This is a genomic window from Mesobacillus maritimus (genome assembly GCF_044803185.1).
Lineage (GTDB): Bacteria > Bacillota > Bacilli > Bacillales > Cytobacillaceae > Mesobacillus_B > Mesobacillus_B maritimus_B.
Genome location: NZ_CP085225.1, coordinates 981,763 through 998,481, shown reverse-complemented (window position 1 = coordinate 998,481; position 16,719 = coordinate 981,763). Strand labels below are relative to the sequence as shown.

Genomic DNA, 16,719 nt, shown 5'->3' with positions numbered 1-16,719 from the left:
TCCAAGGTAAAAAAGAAAGGCAATAGAGAGATCTCTATTACCTTACGGATTATATCATATTCTTCTTTGTTTTACTTGCTAAAAATGATCCAGCTAGTAAAAAAGTCGGTAAAGAAGCCATTCCAATGATTAGCAACCAGTCCCTCGGAATAATGGAGACTGTATGGAAAATTGGCTGAAGCGGTGGGTAGTAGATGACCCCTAAAACAAGAACTAATGACGAAATAACGGCCCAAACAAGATACTTATTGCCAAAAGGATTGCGTGCAAAGATTGACTTTTCACTTCGGCAATCAAACACATGAATTAACTGTGCTAAAACTAGAGTTGCGAAGGCAATAGTTTGTGCATAGGCCAAATCATCAGGATTTCGGTAATAGATTGTCATAAACGCAATCAGCGTTGCTATCCCAATTAGGAATCCACGAGAAACAACCTTCCAACCTAAACCTCTTGCAAACACTCCTTCTTTCGGATGACGAGGCCCTCGTTTCATGACATCATCCTCTGGTTGGTCTAGTCCAAGTGCCATTGCTGGCAAACCATCTGTCACAAGGTTTACCCAAAGGATTTGAATGGGGACGAGTGGCAACGGCAATGCTAGAAGCATCGCAAACAACATGACCAGAATTTCACCAACGTTCGAAGCAAGAAGATATCGGATGAACTTTCGAATATTCTCGTAGATGTTTCTACCTTCTTTAATCGCAGCCTTAATCGTCGCAAAGTTATCATCCAATAAAACAAGTGAGGAAGCTTCTTTGGCAACATCCGTTCCGGTGATTCCCATGGCTACACCAATGTCAGCCGCCTTAATCGCAGGGGCATCATTTACGCCATCCCCTGTCATTGCCACAACATGTCCTTTATTTTGTAGAGCTTTTACAATCTTCAATTTATGTTCTGGTGAAACACGAGCAAAAACGGATACTTCCTCGACTACCTCTTCTAATTCTTCCACAGATAAACTAGATAGCGTAGCTCCATCCATTACACGACTCCCCTTTGTAAGGATGCCAAGCTCAGTCGCAATCGCCTTAGCTGTTATGAGGTGGTCGCCTGTGATCATCACTGTTTTAATTCCTGCATCACGGCATTCCTTGACGGCATTTCTAACTTCAGGTCTTGGCGGGTCGATCATCCCTTGAAGCCCAATAAAGGTTAAATCCCGTTCTGCTTCCTTCTCGCTTAGTACCACCGTATTAGCTGGTAGTGGTTTAAAGGCAATGGCAATCGTCCTTAAAGCCTTTTCGGCGAGACCATCAATCGAGACTTGTACCTTCTCCGACAGTTCTTTGGTTAAATGTTGCTGTCGGTCATCCCATAGAATCGAACGACTTAAGCCAATCAATACATCTGGAGCACCTTTTGTTACGACAAACTGACGACCATGTTTATCTTTGACGATGATGCTCATCATCTTACGCTGTGAGTCAAAAGGAAATTCATTTACAATCTCAAATTGGTTCTTCAGTAATCCTGAACGTGTTATTCCTGCTTTCATTGCTGCAACCAAGAGAGCACCTTCCGTCGGATCTCCATCTACGACATATTCCTGTTCTTTCTCAATGAGCTCCGCATGATTACATAACATTCCAAATGTCAGGAGCTGTTGAAGTGGTTTTACCGAATTAGGATTTACGGTTCTTTCCTCGGAGTAAAATTCTCCCCTTGGATTATAGCCAACACCATCAATTGTCCAAGTTTTCCCACCACTCCAAGCATGGGTAACAGTCATCTTATTTTGTGTTAACGTACCTGTTTTGTCTGAACAAATGACCGAGGCGCATCCCAGTGTTTCGACGGCTGGTAACTTACGAACAATGGCTTTTTGCTTAATCATCCTCTGCACACCAAGCGACAACGCAACAGTTACGATAGCTGGCAATCCTTCGGGAATCGCTGCCACAGCAAGGGATACCCCAGCAAGGAACATTGTATATAAGTCATGCCCCTGTAAGACCCCGACACCGACAACAAGTACAGTAAGGAACAACGCAACGGTAATCAGAATCTTCCCAAGCTGCTCAAGTCTTCGTTGGAGTGGGGTTTCCATTGTTTCTGCCGATTGAAGCAAACCAGCAATTTGGCCCATAGCTGTTTTCATCCCTGTGCCGACAACGACACCGACTCCGTTCCCTCTTGTTATGAGTGTTCCCATAAAGGCCATGTTTTCCATATCACCAATACCAGGATCCGCAATACTTAATTTACCTGTATACTTTGGCACTGGAACCGATTCTCCAGTCAAAGCAGATTCTTCAATTTCCAAGCTATTTGATTCAATCAATCTAACATCCGCACCAATTCGGTCACCCGAGGAAAATTTTATAATATCTCCTGGGACTACCTCCTTAGATAGGACTTTAACCCAACTTCCATCTCTTAACACCATCACCTGTGGTGCAGAAAGTTCCTTGAGCGCATCTAGTGATTTTTCTGCTTTTCGCTCCTGAAAGAAGCCCAGGAATGCATTGATTACTACAATTGCAATAATAGCAATCGCATCTACCACTTCTCCAAGAAGACCAGAAATCAAAGTGGCTCCCAGTAAAACTAAAACCATAAAATCCTTAAATTGATTAAAAAACAGAAGTAATGCGGAGGGTTTTTCCCCTTCCTCTAGTGCATTAAGCCCGTGCTGCTTTTGCCTATTCTTTACTTCCTTTTCTGTAAGTCCTTCTGTAAAATCAGTGTTTAGGACTTCTACAATCTCTTTCTCATTCATTTCATGGAACTTCATCGGGCCAACTCACTTCCCCTTTCAGCGACTGTTCATATCTGTCGTAATCTATAGTGAAAGCTTATTCAGCCCTGTCCAAAAAAATGCTATTATGATAGAGAAGAAAATGAAAAGGATGTTTTGCCGATGTCATTTGACGGATTATTTACCAGAGCCGTGACGAACGAACTGTCCACACTGTTAAAAGGTGGACGTGTGAATAAAATACACCAACCCTTCAAAAATGAAATCATCATGGTCATTCGAGCTGGTGGAGTCAACCACAAAGTCCTCCTTTCCGCTCATCCTAGCTATGCTAGGGTACAGTTAACAAACGACCAATATGATAATCCAAGTGAGCCACCAATGTTTTGCATGTTGCTAAGAAAACATCTTGAAGGCTATATCATTGAGGATATTCATCAAGTAGGGCTCGACAGAATGATCGTGTTTGAAGTAAAAGGGCGAAATGAAATTGGCGACCTTTCTTATAAACAACTTATCGTGGAAATTATGGGCCGACATAGCAATATCGTCCTTGTTGACAAAGGGCGAAATATGATTCTAGACAGCATTAAGCATGTTTCCTTTGCTGTTAACACACACCGGGCCATTCAACCTGGACAAGAATACATCATGCCTCCTGCTCAGGATAAGAAAAATCCATTTGAGATAGATGAGCAAGAAATTTTACGTCATATAGATTTCAATGCTGGTCTCCTGGATAAACAGCTTGTTCAGCATTTTGCAGGAATCTCTCCACTTATGGCTAAGGAAATCTTATATCAGGCAGGACTCGCGAATCGGTCAACCCTCCCGAAGGCCTTTTTAGCTTTAATGAATGATGTTAAAAAGCATCACTATCAGCCTGCTATTACTACCTTTAAGGGCAAGGAATTCTTTTACCTATTTCCGCTTAAGCACTTAAGTGAAGAAGCGCGCGTTTTTGAATCAACTGGGGAATTACTTGACCGGTACTATTTTGGAAAAGCAGAACGAGATCGCGTAAAACAACAATCCAACGACTTAGAGCGGTTTATTTTAAACGAAAAAGAAAAAAATGAGAAAAAGATTATAAAGCTTGAGCGCACTCTAGTAGAAGCTCAAAATGCAGATCAATACCAGCTGTATGGAGAATTATTAACGGCAAACCTTTATGCTGTCGAAAAAGGGATGAAAGAAGTTAGTGTTTTAAATTATTATTCTGAGGACAGTTCAAACATAACCATTCCGCTGGATGCGAGAAAAACACCTTCTGAAAATGCCCAAAAATATTTCACTCGATATCAAAAAGCCAAAAACGCCCTGAAAATTGTTGAGCAACAAATCATTCATGCAAGGGAAGAAGTCACCTATTTTGAAGGGCTGCAACAACAGGTTGAAGCCGCTTCCCCTAAGGACATCCAAGAAATTAGAGATGAATTGGTTGAAGGCGGGTATATTAGGCAAAGACAAAAGCGCGGGAATAAGAAAAATCAGGTAATGAAAGTCGTCCTTGAACGGTATACCTCATCAGATGGAACAGAAATTCTTGTTGGGAAAAATAACAAGCAAAATGACTATCTGACAAACAAGGCTGCCGCTCGAGATGATATTTGGTTGCATACAAAAGACATTCCAGGATCACATGTCGTGATACGGAGCAAAGAGCCTGCTGACAAAACCATTCTTGAAGCAGCAACCATTGCTGCTTATTATAGTAAAGCACGCAGCTCTAGCTCAGTGCCCGTTGATTTCACCAAGGTGCGGCATGTGAAAAAGCCTTCAGGCGCAAAACCTGGTTTTGTTATATATGAGCAACAACAAACGGTGTATGTAACACCAGATGAAGATCTTGTGCTGGCATTGAAGAATTAATAAGCCTTAACCTTATCAGCTAAAAAAAACTTACGCGGCATAACTAACACAATTGGTTAGTTGTGCCGTTTCCATTTGCTTTCAATAATGTTTAAATATGCATCTGGGTCCTGTTTAAACCGTCTCTGTTTTGTGTGCTCATATATTCTACTATCCCATTTTTTGGATTCCTTTTTATAAGCAGAATAGGTGGCACTCTTAATCTTTTGCAGTCCATCCTGCTCATTTTTAACATTTTCAACGAATACGATATTTTCGCCATGACGAACAATGTAACGATTCCAAGTTCGGCTACCTGTAATCCTACGATGCCTTACCTTTGTTCTTCTAAAGAAAAGTTCAAGATCATTATTTGTCCTTGGCAAGAGTGGGAAATCATAAAATGTAAAGAGACCTTTCCAAAATCCTTTACTATATCTCATCAGATTGTCCACAAAGGCTAAATCATCTTCACGGTTTAGTTCTTTTTCTATTTGGATCAAATATCTTCTCAACCTAGATTCAACCCAAGAACTTGATTTATTTTCAGAAGGTTCCATGATTGTGGCAATCCGTTTAAAACGTCGGTCCCATCGTTTTATGAGCTGATAATCCGTTTTATAGTTATCAACATTACTGACTATTCTGAACAACTTTTTAAGTAGAGGAGTCCCCTTTTTTATCCAGGCATTTTTCAATCGAGTCCTTGATTGATTTTGTTCGCTCAAAAACTCGGGTACCTGGCAATTCAAACGGTGGCTTTCCATCTTCCAAAAGGACGGATCGAATCGCTGCGACATAATCACTCGCGATTTCTTCTTCCAATCCTGAAGGTGATTCTTCTATTTTTCTTTCGATTTCTCGGATTCCCCTTAACTTCTTTTTGATGTTTGTCTTTAACTTTCGGTCCTTTTCTACCAATGGTTTCGCGATATCTTTGAAGTAATGGAACTGACAATATTGATAAGGAATGTCAGGTGCTATTTTCTCAATTGCTAAACGGATCGACTGTTGGCCATCACTGATAAAACCTATGATAGGGTATCCCCAATCAAGGATTGGTTGAATGATTCCAATCAATTCTTGAGAGGCGCTGCTCTTTAAATTGTGTGCTGCCAAAATGGTGCCACTTAAGACCTCTCGTATGACATACAATGTTTCATTTCCTTTTTCAGGTTGAACACCATCAATGGATAAGATAAGACCACCGTTTTGTTCAACCACTTCGTTCAGAGTATCTTTCATATTATCCTGAATTGCTGATCTAAGAAGTAAGGCGTATCGTTCGTACAGTTTTTGAACTTGCCTTTCAGATATTTTCACCTGCTTCTCAGACAGGATAGTGGCGATTTCCGAACGGGTTTTATGTTCTTTGAAGCGCAAGTGTCCAATGTGTGCAATGACATCCATGCCATAGGTGATGTGTTTCATACTAAGCCGTTCTGCTTCTGCAGAACGGTAAACAGTATTGTTTTCACAAGCGTTATTTTCACAGCGATAACCCAGATTGATAACTTTAAATTCCCCTTTTAGAGTAGAGATGGTTTTTCGCCAAACAGGATGACAATAAGTTAATTTCGTGCCGCAGTTAGGGCAATTTATAATTTCAGGACTATAATAGATAGACTCGATTGGATTTAACCGGTTTTTAGTACGCATAAATAAACACCAACCTATATAATTTATAAATCTATTATAACTCATTATCACTGTTGGTGTTGTTTATTCCGTGTAAGAAAAAAAAACAAAGTTTGAGAAAAGAGCCTACCAAAAAGACTTAGTTCTATTTTTCAGAACTAAGTCTTTTTGTTTTCCATTCGGGGGCTGTTTAGCCTATCCAGTAGGGACCTAGAGGTCAAACATGTATGCTAAACTCCAAATGTTTATTAGAGCAGTCGTAATGGACAATATTCTCCTTCATGCTTCTTCCAATGACCTTGAGAGTACTTCTCCCTTTCGGTATGCTAGAAATGTCCTTGAGAGTTTACCTTTGTGGTGGGTAATTTTGGTCATCATGAAAGCTTCATGGAGACCATTTTCGATTGTCAAACGACATTTTGGTCATCATGAAAGCTTCATGGAGACCGTTTTCGATTGTCAAACGACATTTTGGTCATCTTGAAAGCTTCATGGAGACCATTTTCGATTATCAAACTACATTTTGGCATCATGAAAGCTTCATGGAGACTATTTTCGATTGTCAAACGACATTTTGGTCATCATGAAAGCTTCATGGAGACCGATTTCGGTTATCAAACAACATTTTGGTCATCTTGAAAGCTTCATGGAGACCATTTTCGATTATCAAACGACATTTTGGTCATCATGAAAGCTTCATGGAGACCGATTTCGGTTATCAAACATCATTTTGGTCATCTTGAAAGCTTCATGGAGACCATTTTCGATTGTCAAACGACATTTTGGTCATCATGAAAGCTTCATGGAGACCATTTTCGATTGTCAAACGACATTTTGGTCATCATGAAAGCTTCATGGAGACTACCTGTCATGGACAAAACTTGCCTTCTTGATGCATCTCATTTCCTTGGGTGATTACTTCTTCTCTTTCACAAGTCCCCACTCTGCTGGGTTCTTACGCCAAGCTGCGAGGTTCGCTAAATCTTCTGCAGAAATTTCATCACGCTCACGCGCCACTTCCGCTAACGTTGTAAAGTTGGTTAATGAGTGGACTTCAACTCCGGCTTCACGAAGCAATTCTTCCCCTTTTTCAAGCTCATAGGTGAAAATGGCAACTGCTCCAAGAACCTCACAACCTGCTTCGCGTAACGCTTCCACTGCATTAATGACACTACCACCAGTAGAAATCAGGTCCTCAACTACAACGACCTTTTGACCTGGTTTCACTTTTCCCTCAATTTGATTTCCTTTCCCATGGCCTTTTGCTTTAGACCGAACATAGCACATTGGCAAGTACATTCTTTCGCTCACCCAAGCTGCATGTGGAATCCCAGCCGTAGCGGTCCCAGCCACAACTTCAGCCCTAGGAAAATGCTCCTCGATTAGTCCTTGCAACCCTTCAGCAATTTTCCCACGAACCTCCGGATAAGAAAGAGTAAGACGATTATCACAATAAATCGGGGATTGCAAACCTGATGACCAAGTGAATGGCTCATTTGGCTTTAATGATACAGCTCCAATTTCTAATAGGCTGCCTGCAATCTCTTTTTTCATAATAAAACACCTTCCCATTCTTGTTTGATTGATACGTAGCTTTCTATAGGGTTTTCGGCTAGAGTGATTGGTCGACCAACCACGATTGCGGAGACTCCCTGCTCCCTAGCAAATTGAGGAGTTGCTACACGTTTTTGATCACCGACGACATTTCCTGCTGGACGAATACCAGGACTAACGGTTAAGAAGTCTTTTCCAATACTTGAGAGAATCAATCCCGCCTCTTGAGCAGAGCAAACAACTCCATCAAGCCCCGCCTGTTTTGTAAGCTCTGCGTAGTGTAGAACGGACTCCTGAAGTGGAACTCCAATTAATTGCTCCGTTTGCATTTGGTTTTCTGATGTACTTGTAAGCTGAGTGACTGCGATACAATACGGCCGTTTCACACCGGCAATAATCCCAGATTCAAGTCCCTCGAGAGCTGCTTCCATCATTTCACGACCGCCTGCAGCATGGACATTCACCATATCTACTCCAAGCCTTGCTAAACTTTTCATTCCACCTTTTACAGTGTTCGGAATATCATGAAGCTTCAAATCCAGGAAAATATCATGACCAGCTTCTTTAATAGATTGAACAATGGCAGGACCTTCAGCATAGAACAGTTCCATCCCTACTTTTACCATTAACTTTTCGTGTTTAAAAGGCTGCAAGAAATTTACGACTTGCTGTTTATCTGAGAAATCAAGCGCGATGATAAGCGAGTTTTTCATGTTTCTTCCAGCTCCTTCCTGTACATTCAGAAATATGGTCGAATCCTAGCTTTTCTAGTAGTACCGGAAGCTCCTCGATGATGGTCGGACAAACAAATGGGTCAACAAAGTTCTGTGTACCAACAGCAACTGCACTTGCTCCTGCATAAAAGAATTCGATGACATCTTCCGCTGATTGAATGCCACCCATCCCAATAATCGGTAAATCCACTTGTTGACTGACTTCATAAATCATGCGAAGAGCCACAGGCTTTACAGCTGCGCCAGATAGTCCACCTGTACGGTTGGAAAGAATCGGTTTCGCTGATTGAAGGTCTATTCTCATCCCAACTAAGGTGTTAATCATGGTCAATCCGTCCGCACCGCCAGTTTCCACAGCTTTGGCAATTTTAACAATATCAGTGACATTCGGTGAAAGCTTTACATAAACCGGTACTTTGGAGACAGCTTTTACTTTTTTCGTTAACTCCTTCGCCATTTCTGGATCCGTACCGAAAGCAATTCCGCCTGTTTTCACGTTCGGGCAAGAAATATTCAATTCTAGCGCATGCACATTCGGAGCTTGAGAAATTCGCTCAGCCACTCGTACATAGTCTTCCTCCGTGGAGCCAGCCACATTGGCAATAATCGGCACATCAAACCTTTCTAACCAAGGAAGCTCTTCCGTCACGACCTTTTCAAGACCAGGATTTTGCAAACCAATCGCATTCAGCATTCCGCCTGGTGTTTCCGCTACACGAGGTGTTGGATTTCCAAAACGAGGCTCTGGTGTGGTTGCCTTGACCATAATCGAGCCAAGCACATTTAAATCAAATAATTGACTGTATTCTTTCCCGAATCCAAAGCAACCTGAAGCAGGCATTACTGGATTTTTCAAAGATAAACCAGGTAGCTCTACTGTTAATGATCTCATATCGCCACCTCCCCAGCACGGAAGACCGGTCCGTCGCTGCAAACTTTTTTATAAGTATGACCATCTGGATCATCCTTCACATGGCATACACAAGCGAAACATGCACCAATTCCGCAGCCCATTCGCTCTTCTAATGAAAGATATACTTTTGGCGCATAGGAAGCCGTCTCAATGGCTCTTAGCATCGGCGTTGGCCCGCAAGAATAGAGGATATCCCCACTAATATTCTGGGTACTAATTACGTCCGTTACAAAACCTTTTGTTCCATATGAACCGTCCGCTGTTGCAATATAGGTCTCACCTAATTCAGAAAACCTAGACTCATAGAAAACAGCACTTTCATTTTGGAAGCCGAGGATACTGATAACCTTTACCCCTTTATTCACTAGCTGTTTGGCTAATTCATAAAGTGGAGGAACCCCAATTCCTCCGCCGACAAGAATGGCGGTTGCGCCGGTTCCTGCCTGTTCAACAGGGAAGCCGTGGCCTAGTGGCCCTAAAACATCAATAAGCTCCCCCTGCTTCTTCTCAGCAAGAAGGGAGGTTCCCCTCCCCTGCTTACGGTAAATAATCGTGAATTCATTTTGTTCTTTATTTATAGACGCAATCGATATGGGTCTTCTAAGCATTGGATCAAGGCCACTCGAGACCTTTATATGGACGAATTGACCTGGTTCATTCATTTCCTCAACCATAGAACCTGATAGTGTTAGTTCGTAGATGGAGTCTGCAATAGGAAAATGGCTGACTACCTCACAAAGTTCTTTTTTCATACTAAAACACCATCTTTTCTAGAAGCCGGAGAAATAAGTGCTCCTGCAGAGAAGGTCATAGATTCTAAGACTCTTAAAATTGCTTCTGCAGTATCAAGGGAAGTAAGACATGGTACACCATTCTCCACAGATTCTCTACGAATTTTGAAGCCGTCTCGTTCTGGCTGTTTCCCTCTCGTCAATGTGTTTATGACAAGTTGTGCTTTTCCTCCACGGATTTGGTCAATTAAATCAGGCCCTTCAGAACCAATCTTCCCGACCGTTTTCACTTTGACACCAGCTGATTCTAGGTAACTTGCTGTCCCGCTCGTCGCTACAAGCTGGTAGCCAATATCTGCAAAACGTTTTGCCAAAGACAACGCTTCTTCCTTATCTTTATCAGCAATGGTTAGAAGCACAGTGCCATATTCTTTAAACTTCATTCCGGCAGCAATCATTCCCTTATATAGAGCCTTTTCAAGGGTAATGTCTTTCCCCATTACCTCTCCAGTTGATTTCATTTCAGGTCCTAAGGTAATATCCACTCTTCTTAGTTTCTCGAACGAAAACACAGGTACCTTAACATAGACTCCTTCTTGCTCAGGTACAAGGCCCGTTTCATAGCCTTGTTGTTGTAGCGTTTGACCTAAAATTACTTTTGTGGCAATGCTTGCCATTGGAACATGGGTAATCTTACTCAAGAAAGGAACGGTCCTGCTTGAGCGAGGATTCACTTCTAGAACAAATACTTCCCCTTTTGATACAACAAACTGAATGTTGAGAAGCCCGACAATGTTCAACCCTTTTGCCAGTCTCTTCGTATAGTCGATTAACTTTGTCTTTACTTCAGCAGTTAAACTTTGTGGTGGATACACCGCAATGGAATCCCCAGAGTGAACACCTGCACGCTCGATATGTTCCATGATTCCTGGGATAACAACTGTTTCCCCGTCACAAATGGCATCAACTTCGATTTCTTTTCCAGTTAAATAGCGGTCTACGAGAACGGGATGTTCAGGATTCACTTTCACAGCATTTTCCATATAGTGGAGAAGCTCTTCTTCCTTATAGACAATTTCCATTGCGCGGCCGCCCAGCACGTAGGATGGACGAACAAGAACTGGATAGCCAATTTCTGTCGCTATTAAAACTGCCTGCTCAACAGACATAGCCGTTTTCCCCATTGGCTGTGGGATATCAAGTTCAAGCATTGCCTGCTCAAACTTATCACGGTTTTCAGCACGATCTACAGCTTCTAGGGATGTACCTAAAATCTGAACCCCTAAGTCCGATAGCCCCTCCGCAAGGTTAATCGCGGTCTGTCCGCCAAACTGGACAACGACACCTTTTGGCTGTTCGAGGTCGACAATATTCATGACATCTTCTACAGTCAGTGGTTCAAAATAAAGCTTGTCAGAAATGCTGAAATCAGTTGATACGGTCTCTGGATTATTGTTGATAATAATGGCTTCATAACCCGCTTCTTTAATGGCCTTTACACAATGGACAGTCGCGTAGTCGAACTCAACCCCTTGACCAATTCGGATTGGTCCCGATCCAAGAACGATTACACTTTCACGATCTGTTTTAATTGATTCATTTTCTTCTTCATACGTGCTATAGAAATAAGGGGTTTGTGATTCAAACTCTGCCGCACACGTGTCGACCATTTTAAACACCGGAATGATTTCTGTACTTTTTCTCCATTGATAAACCGTCTTTTCATCAGAACTCCAAATGGTTGCAAGTGCTTTATCAGAAAAACCTAATTCTTTCGCTTTTCTTCCGATTTCAGCCTCAAATGGTTGTTGCTTCAAGTTCTCTTCAAATTGAATCATTTTATTTAATTTATGAAGGAACCAAAGGTCAATCTTGCTCCATTCATGAATGGTTTCAATCGTTACGCCGCGCCGAAGAGCTTCACTGATATAAAATAAGCGCTCGTCACCAGCTTTACGAATTCTTTTTTCAATTAGATTATCATTGAAATTGACATTGTCCTTCAACTCAAAGTGGTAAATGCCAGCCTCAAGTGAACGGATTGCTTTTAATAGCGATTCTTCAAATGTCCGGCCAATCGCCATTACTTCTCCTGTTGCCTTCATTTGCGTGCCCAGCTTTCGGTTCGCAGATTCAAACTTGTCAAACGGCCAGCGTGGAATTTTTGTCACGATATAGTCGAGGGCAGGTTCGAAACAAGCATAAGAGCTTCCAGTTACAGGGTTAATCATTTCATCAAGTGTAAGTCCCACGGCAATTTTTGCTGCTAACTTCGCGATTGGATATCCTGTTGCCTTTGAAGCTAGCGCTGAGGAACGGCTTACCCTCGGATTTACTTCAATCACGTAGTAGTTAAAGCTATCCGGATCGAGTGCAAGCTGAACATTACAGCCGCCTTCAATCTTTAGTGCACGGATAATTTTTAAAGACGCATTACGTAGCAGTTGATATTCGCGGTCACTCAAAGTCTGACTCGGCGCGACAACAATAGAGTCTCCCGTATGAATCCCAACTGGGTCAAAGTTTTCCATATTACAGACGACAATCGCATTGTCGTTTGCATCGCGCATGACTTCATATTCGATTTCTTTATACCCAGCAATACTCTTTTCAAGCAGGCATTGAGTAACAGGACTGTATTTCAACCCACTTGTTACGATTTCAATAAGTTCTTCCTCGTTGCTACAAATCCCGCCTCCTGTACCTCCAAGCGTATAGGCAGGGCGCACAATAACTGGATAGCCTACTTGTTCAACAAAACGATAGGCCTCTTCAAGATTATGAATTATTTCACTCTCTGGAACTGGCTGTCCTAATTCGTTCATTAGATTACGGAAAAGTTCACGGTCCTCTGCTTGCTCAATCGCTTCAAGCTTCGTACCAAGGATTTCAACCTCACATTCTTCTAAAATCCCAGATCTTGCAAGTTCTACTGCCATATTCAAACCCGTTTGCCCCCCTAGTGTTGGCAATAAGGCATCTGGACGTTCTTTACGAATAATGCGACTAACAAATTCGAGTGTAATCGGTTCAATATAAACGACATCTGCAACTTCTGTATCTGTCATAATCGTTGCCGGATTTGAGTTCACTAGAATCACTTTGTAGCCTTCTTCTCTAAGGGCGATACAAGCTTGCGTTCCTGCATAATCAAATTCCGCAGCCTGACCAATGACAATTGGACCAGATCCGATGACTAGAATACTTTTGACGTCTTTACGCTTTGGCATAATTTGTATCCTCCTGTTTTACTGATTCTACTAAACTTAAAAACTCATCAAACAATCCATTTGCATCTTCCGGACCAGGTGAAGCCTCTGGGTGGTATTGAACGGTAAAAGCTGCTGCTTTTTTATGCTTAAGTCCTTCAACGGTTCCATCATTTAATGCGATATGCGTAATGACTAATTCAGTTCCAGCAATTGAGTTTTCTTCAACCGTATAACCGTGATTTTGTGAAGTAAGTGCTACTTTACCTGTCTTCAAATCTTTCACTGGGTGGTTCGAACCGCGGTGACCAAACTTCATTTTCTCTGTATCAGCTCCACAAGCTAAGGCGAATAGTTGATGCCCTAAACATATCCCGAACATTGGCACTTTTCCGAGTACTCCTTTGATCATGTCAATTGCTTCTGGAACATCCTTTGGATCCCCAGGTCCATTCGAAAGCATGATTCCATCTGGACTCAAAGCTAAGACTTCTTCCGCAGTTGTTTGATAAGGAACGACGACCACATCACAGCCACGGTCATTTAACTCACGAAGGATTCCGTGCTTCATTCCAAAATCAACAAGGACAATTCGATGCCCCCTTCCAGGACAAGGGAACGCACTCTTTGTTGAAACTTGCTTTACTTGGTCAGTACGTAGCTTAGTGGCCCGCAATTTTTCAACCATTTCCAATGGGTTCTCGTCTCCACTACAAATGGCCCCTCTTAGTGCCCCATGTTGACGAATGATTTTTGTCAATTTTCTCGTATCCACTCCGGAAATGCCAGGGATGTTTTTCATTTTCATATATTCATCAAGACTTAATTCACTTCTCCAATTAGAAGGGAAGTCTGCCACTTCTTTTACAACAAAAGCAGCAAAAGCTGGGTTAATTGATTCAAAATCATCTCTGTTTATTCCATAGTTCCCAACTAGAGGGTAGGTAAGCGTCACAATCTGACCACAGTAAGATGGGTCGGAAAGAATTTCTTGGTAACCTGTCATCCCCGTGTTAAACACCACTTCTCCAGTTACCATCTTTTCACTGCCAAAGCCTACCCCTTTAAATACCGTGCCATCTTCAAGAATTAACTGTCTCTTCATGCTGTTACCTCCTCTTTGCTCCAAACAATTTTACCGGAAGCTATCGTCATTACTGGCCATCCCTTGCAGTTCCAACCTGCAAACGGAGTGTTATTTCCTTTTGATAAAAATGTTGCCGGGTCAATCTTTTCTTCGTGAGTAAGATCCAAAAGAACTAAGTCTGCCATTTCGCCTACAGCTATTTTTCCATAAGGTAGACCAAATGCTTCTGCCGGTTTAACGGTTAAGAAATCAATCAATTGCTTTAGAGTCAGGATGCCTTTTTCAACCATTTCTGTATATAAAAGTGGAAAAGCTGTCTCGAGACCGACAATCCCAAAAGGAGCTAACTCAATCCCCTCCGCCTTTTCTTGACTAGTATGGGGAGCATGGTCAGTCGCAATGAAGTCGATCGTGCCGTCTAAAAGACCTTCAATTAAAGCTTGATGATCTTCCTTGCTTCGTAATGGAGGATTCATTTTAAAATTAGCGTCATTTCCTGTTATATGTTCTTCATTAAGTAATAAATGATGAGGAGTAAGCTCTGCTGTTACATGAATGCCATGGCGTTTCGCATCCCGAACTGTTCGAACCGACTCTTTTGTACTGATGTGGCAAACATGATAATGACAATCTGCTGCTTCAGCAAGAAGTACGTCCCGCGCAATATGTACACTTTCACATGCGGAAGGGATTCCATTAATACCTAATTCTGCTGATTTCTTTCCTTCATGGAGAGAGCCTTGATTGATTAAAGTGTTGTCTTCGCAGTGTGCTACGATGGCCATATCTAATGCCGCTGCCTTCTTCATCGCTTTTAGCATCATTCCAGCTTCTTGGATTCCTACACCATCATCAGTAAAAGCAAATGCACCTGCTTCTTTCAACCCTTCAAAATCCGTTAATTCCTGCCCTAATTCTCGAACCGTAATGGAGGCATATGGCAGAACCCTTACTGCTGCGGTTTCCTTGATTCTCTCCTGAATCTTTTCAAGCTGTTCTTTAGAATCAGGAACCGGTCTAGTATTAGGCATCGCTGCAACGGTTGTAAAACCACCTTTTGCTGCTGCCATCGTTCCGGTGGCAATTGTTTCTTTCTTTTCGCCTCCTGGTTCACGGAGATGAACATGAAGGTCTACAAAACCTGGTGCAATAATTTTTCCGTTTGCATCAATCGTTTCATCTGCAGTTTCGGTAATTTCGTCATTGATTTCTTTGATTTTTCCATCCGCTATATAAAGCTCAGCTTTTCTTAATTCCCCTTCATTAGTTAGCAACAGACCATTTTTGATGATGATTGACATGGTTAACTCCCCCTTGAATGATTGATCTCTTTAAAACAGCCATCCGAACATAAACTCCATTTTCCATTTGTTGAAAGATTCTCGACCGCTCACACTCTACCAAACAATCAGCAATTTCAACATCCCGATTGACTGGTGCAGGATGCATAATGATACTTCTAGGTTTCATTCTTCTTTCTCGTTCAACAGTCAAGCCAAAGGCTTGGTGGTACTGACCAGAAAAATCGCGCCCTCCGTTTTCGTGGCGCTCATGTTGGATACGTAACAACATCACAACATCTGCAGTTTCCATTGCCTCATCGACAGGCTGATAACGCCCATATTTCAGTAAGTTCTCATCGAACCATTCTTCTGGTCCAGAAAATACCACTTCTGCTCCCAATCTTTGCAAGACATCGGCATTTGACCTTGCTACCCGGCTATGTCGAAGATCACCGATGATGGCCACCTTAAGTTCGCGAAAGTGTCCGAACTCAGATTTTATCGTATATAAATCTAGAAGAGATTGAGTCGGATGATGTCCACAGCCATCTCCCGCATTTAAAATCGGAATATTAATTTTCCCTACTAATTCATCAAAATATTGATCCTCATGATGGCGAATAACCACGGCATCAAGTCCAATTGCCTCTAGTGTTCGCACCGTATCATAAAGGGTTTCTCCCTTTTGAACACTTGATGTTTCGGTTTCAAAGGGGATTACATCTAATCCAAGCTTTCTCTCGGCCATGTAAAAACTAGACTTTGTACGAGTACTAGGTTCAAAGAATAAATTAGCTACAAATGTTTGTTTCTTTGGTTGCCATATCTCTCCTGTTGAGAACCTCTGTGCATCCTCTAGGATGTCATTGATTTCCTCAATGGTTAATGCTGTCGTAGTTAACAAATGGTTCATTCGTAAAAGCCCCCTTTGGTTAAAATATCTAATCTCATCCCTTATTGCTTCTGACTTTCTAAAAAGGCTCTGTTTCACATGAATGTTGATTTCCGCTCC

At 41.9% G+C, this 16,719-nt stretch carries 14 protein-coding genes; 3 read left to right on the top strand and 11 right to left on the bottom strand.

Annotation, left to right across the window (positions count from 1 at the left end):
• Positions 1 to 49: 49 nt before the first annotated feature.
• Entirely contained in the window at positions 50 to 2,743 is a 2,694-nt protein-coding gene (locus LG336_RS04915; RefSeq protein WP_404331456.1) for a calcium-translocating P-type ATPase, SERCA-type, read from the bottom strand.
• Positions 2,744 to 2,869: 126 nt separating this feature from the next.
• Between LG336_RS04915 and LG336_RS04910 the strand changes: the two genes are divergently transcribed.
• Entirely contained in the window at positions 2,870 to 4,579 is a 1,710-nt protein-coding gene (locus LG336_RS04910; RefSeq protein ID WP_404331455.1) for an NFACT family protein, read from the top strand.
• Between the two features lie 56 nt (positions 4,580 to 4,635).
• Here the strand turns inward: LG336_RS04910 and LG336_RS04905 are convergent, their stop codons facing one another.
• A complete protein-coding gene (locus tag LG336_RS04905) occupies positions 4,636 to 5,061 on the bottom strand; it encodes a hypothetical protein (protein WP_404331454.1) in 426 nt (141 codons plus the stop codon).
• Positions 5,062 to 5,215: 154 nt separating this feature from the next.
• Entirely contained in the window at positions 5,216 to 6,217 is a 1,002-nt protein-coding gene (locus LG336_RS04900) for a transposase (protein WP_404331453.1), read from the bottom strand.
• Between the two features lie 202 nt (positions 6,218 to 6,419).
• Here LG336_RS04900 and LG336_RS04895 point away from each other — a divergent pair, with 202 nt between their 5' ends.
• A complete protein-coding gene (locus LG336_RS04895) occupies positions 6,420 to 6,680 on the top strand; it encodes a hypothetical protein (protein WP_404331452.1) in 261 nt (86 codons plus the stop codon).
• Between the two features lie 75 nt (positions 6,681 to 6,755).
• A complete protein-coding gene (locus LG336_RS04890) occupies positions 6,756 to 6,887 on the top strand; it encodes a hypothetical protein (protein ID WP_404331451.1) in 132 nt (43 codons plus the stop codon).
• A 224-nt stretch (positions 6,888 to 7,111) separates the two neighbouring features.
• Here LG336_RS04890 and pyrE read toward each other — a convergent pair whose 3' ends face one another.
• From pyrE to LG336_RS04850, 8 genes are read right to left on the bottom strand one after another with little or no spacing between them, the layout of a single operon-like run.
• Entirely contained in the window at positions 7,112 to 7,750 is a 639-nt protein-coding gene (pyrE, locus tag LG336_RS04885) for an orotate phosphoribosyltransferase (protein WP_404331450.1), read from the bottom strand.
• Positions 7,747 to 8,463, bottom strand: a complete 717-nt coding sequence (gene pyrF, locus LG336_RS04880) for an orotidine-5'-phosphate decarboxylase (RefSeq protein WP_404331449.1) — start codon at positions 8,461 to 8,463, stop codon at positions 7,747 to 7,749. Before pyrF ends, pyrE begins: the two co-directional genes overlap by 4 nt.
• Complete coding sequence (locus LG336_RS04875) at positions 8,435 to 9,376, bottom strand: dihydroorotate dehydrogenase (protein WP_404331448.1); 942 nt, start codon at positions 9,374 to 9,376, stop codon at positions 8,435 to 8,437. Before LG336_RS04875 ends, pyrF begins: the two co-directional genes overlap by 29 nt.
• Positions 9,373 to 10,149 carry a dihydroorotate dehydrogenase electron transfer subunit gene (locus LG336_RS04870; RefSeq protein WP_404331447.1) on the bottom strand — a complete coding sequence of 259 codons (777 nt, stop codon included), beginning with the start codon at positions 10,147 to 10,149 and terminating at the stop codon, positions 9,373 to 9,375. The genes LG336_RS04875 and LG336_RS04870 overlap by 4 nt, the downstream gene beginning before the upstream one ends.
• Positions 10,146 to 13,358, bottom strand: a complete 3,213-nt coding sequence (gene carB / locus LG336_RS04865; protein ID WP_404331446.1) for a carbamoyl-phosphate synthase large subunit — start codon at positions 13,356 to 13,358, stop codon at positions 10,146 to 10,148. The genes LG336_RS04870 and carB overlap by 4 nt, the downstream gene beginning before the upstream one ends.
• Entirely contained in the window at positions 13,345 to 14,442 is a 1,098-nt protein-coding gene (locus LG336_RS04860; protein ID WP_404331445.1) for a carbamoyl phosphate synthase small subunit, read from the bottom strand. The genes carB and LG336_RS04860 overlap by 14 nt, the downstream gene beginning before the upstream one ends.
• Positions 14,439 to 15,725 carry a dihydroorotase gene (locus LG336_RS04855; protein WP_404331444.1) on the bottom strand — a complete coding sequence of 429 codons (1,287 nt, stop codon included), beginning with the start codon at positions 15,723 to 15,725 and terminating at the stop codon, positions 14,439 to 14,441. The genes LG336_RS04860 and LG336_RS04855 overlap by 4 nt, the downstream gene beginning before the upstream one ends.
• Positions 15,688 to 16,620 (bottom strand): aspartate carbamoyltransferase catalytic subunit, encoded by a 933-nt coding sequence (locus LG336_RS04850; protein ID WP_404331443.1) that lies wholly within the window; start codon positions 16,618 to 16,620, stop codon positions 15,688 to 15,690. Before LG336_RS04850 ends, LG336_RS04855 begins: the two co-directional genes overlap by 38 nt.
• Positions 16,621 to 16,719: the final 99 nt, after the last annotated feature.

Coding starts and splice junctions, on each gene's coding strand:
- LG336_RS04915 (WP_404331456.1), bottom strand. CDS start 2,743: ATGAAGTTCCATGAAATGAATGAGAAAGAGATTGTAGAAGTCCTAAAC.
- LG336_RS04910 (WP_404331455.1), top strand. CDS start 2,870: ATGTCATTTGACGGATTATTTACCAGAGCCGTGACGAACGAACTGTCC.
- LG336_RS04900 (WP_404331453.1), bottom strand. CDS start 6,217: ATGCGTACTAAAAACCGGTTAAATCCAATCGAGTCTATCTATTATAGT.
- LG336_RS04895 (WP_404331452.1), top strand. CDS start 6,420: ATGTATGCTAAACTCCAAATGTTTATTAGAGCAGTCGTAATGGACAAT.
- pyrE (WP_404331450.1), bottom strand. CDS start 7,750: ATGAAAAAAGAGATTGCAGGCAGCCTATTAGAAATTGGAGCTGTATCA.
- pyrF (WP_404331449.1), bottom strand. CDS start 8,463: ATGAAAAACTCGCTTATCATCGCGCTTGATTTCTCAGATAAACAGCAA.
- LG336_RS04875 (WP_404331448.1), bottom strand. CDS start 9,376: ATGAGATCATTAACAGTAGAGCTACCTGGTTTATCTTTGAAAAATCCA.
- LG336_RS04870 (WP_404331447.1), bottom strand. CDS start 10,149: ATGAAAAAAGAACTTTGTGAGGTAGTCAGCCATTTTCCTATTGCAGAC.
- carB (WP_404331446.1), bottom strand. CDS start 13,358: ATGCCAAAGCGTAAAGACGTCAAAAGTATTCTAGTCATCGGATCTGGT.
- LG336_RS04860 (WP_404331445.1), bottom strand. CDS start 14,442: ATGAAGAGACAGTTAATTCTTGAAGATGGCACGGTATTTAAAGGGGTA.
- LG336_RS04855 (WP_404331444.1), bottom strand. CDS start 15,725: ATGTCAATCATCATCAAAAATGGTCTGTTGCTAACTAATGAAGGGGAA.
- LG336_RS04850 (WP_404331443.1), bottom strand. CDS start 16,620: ATGAACCATTTGTTAACTACGACAGCATTAACCATTGAGGAAATCAAT.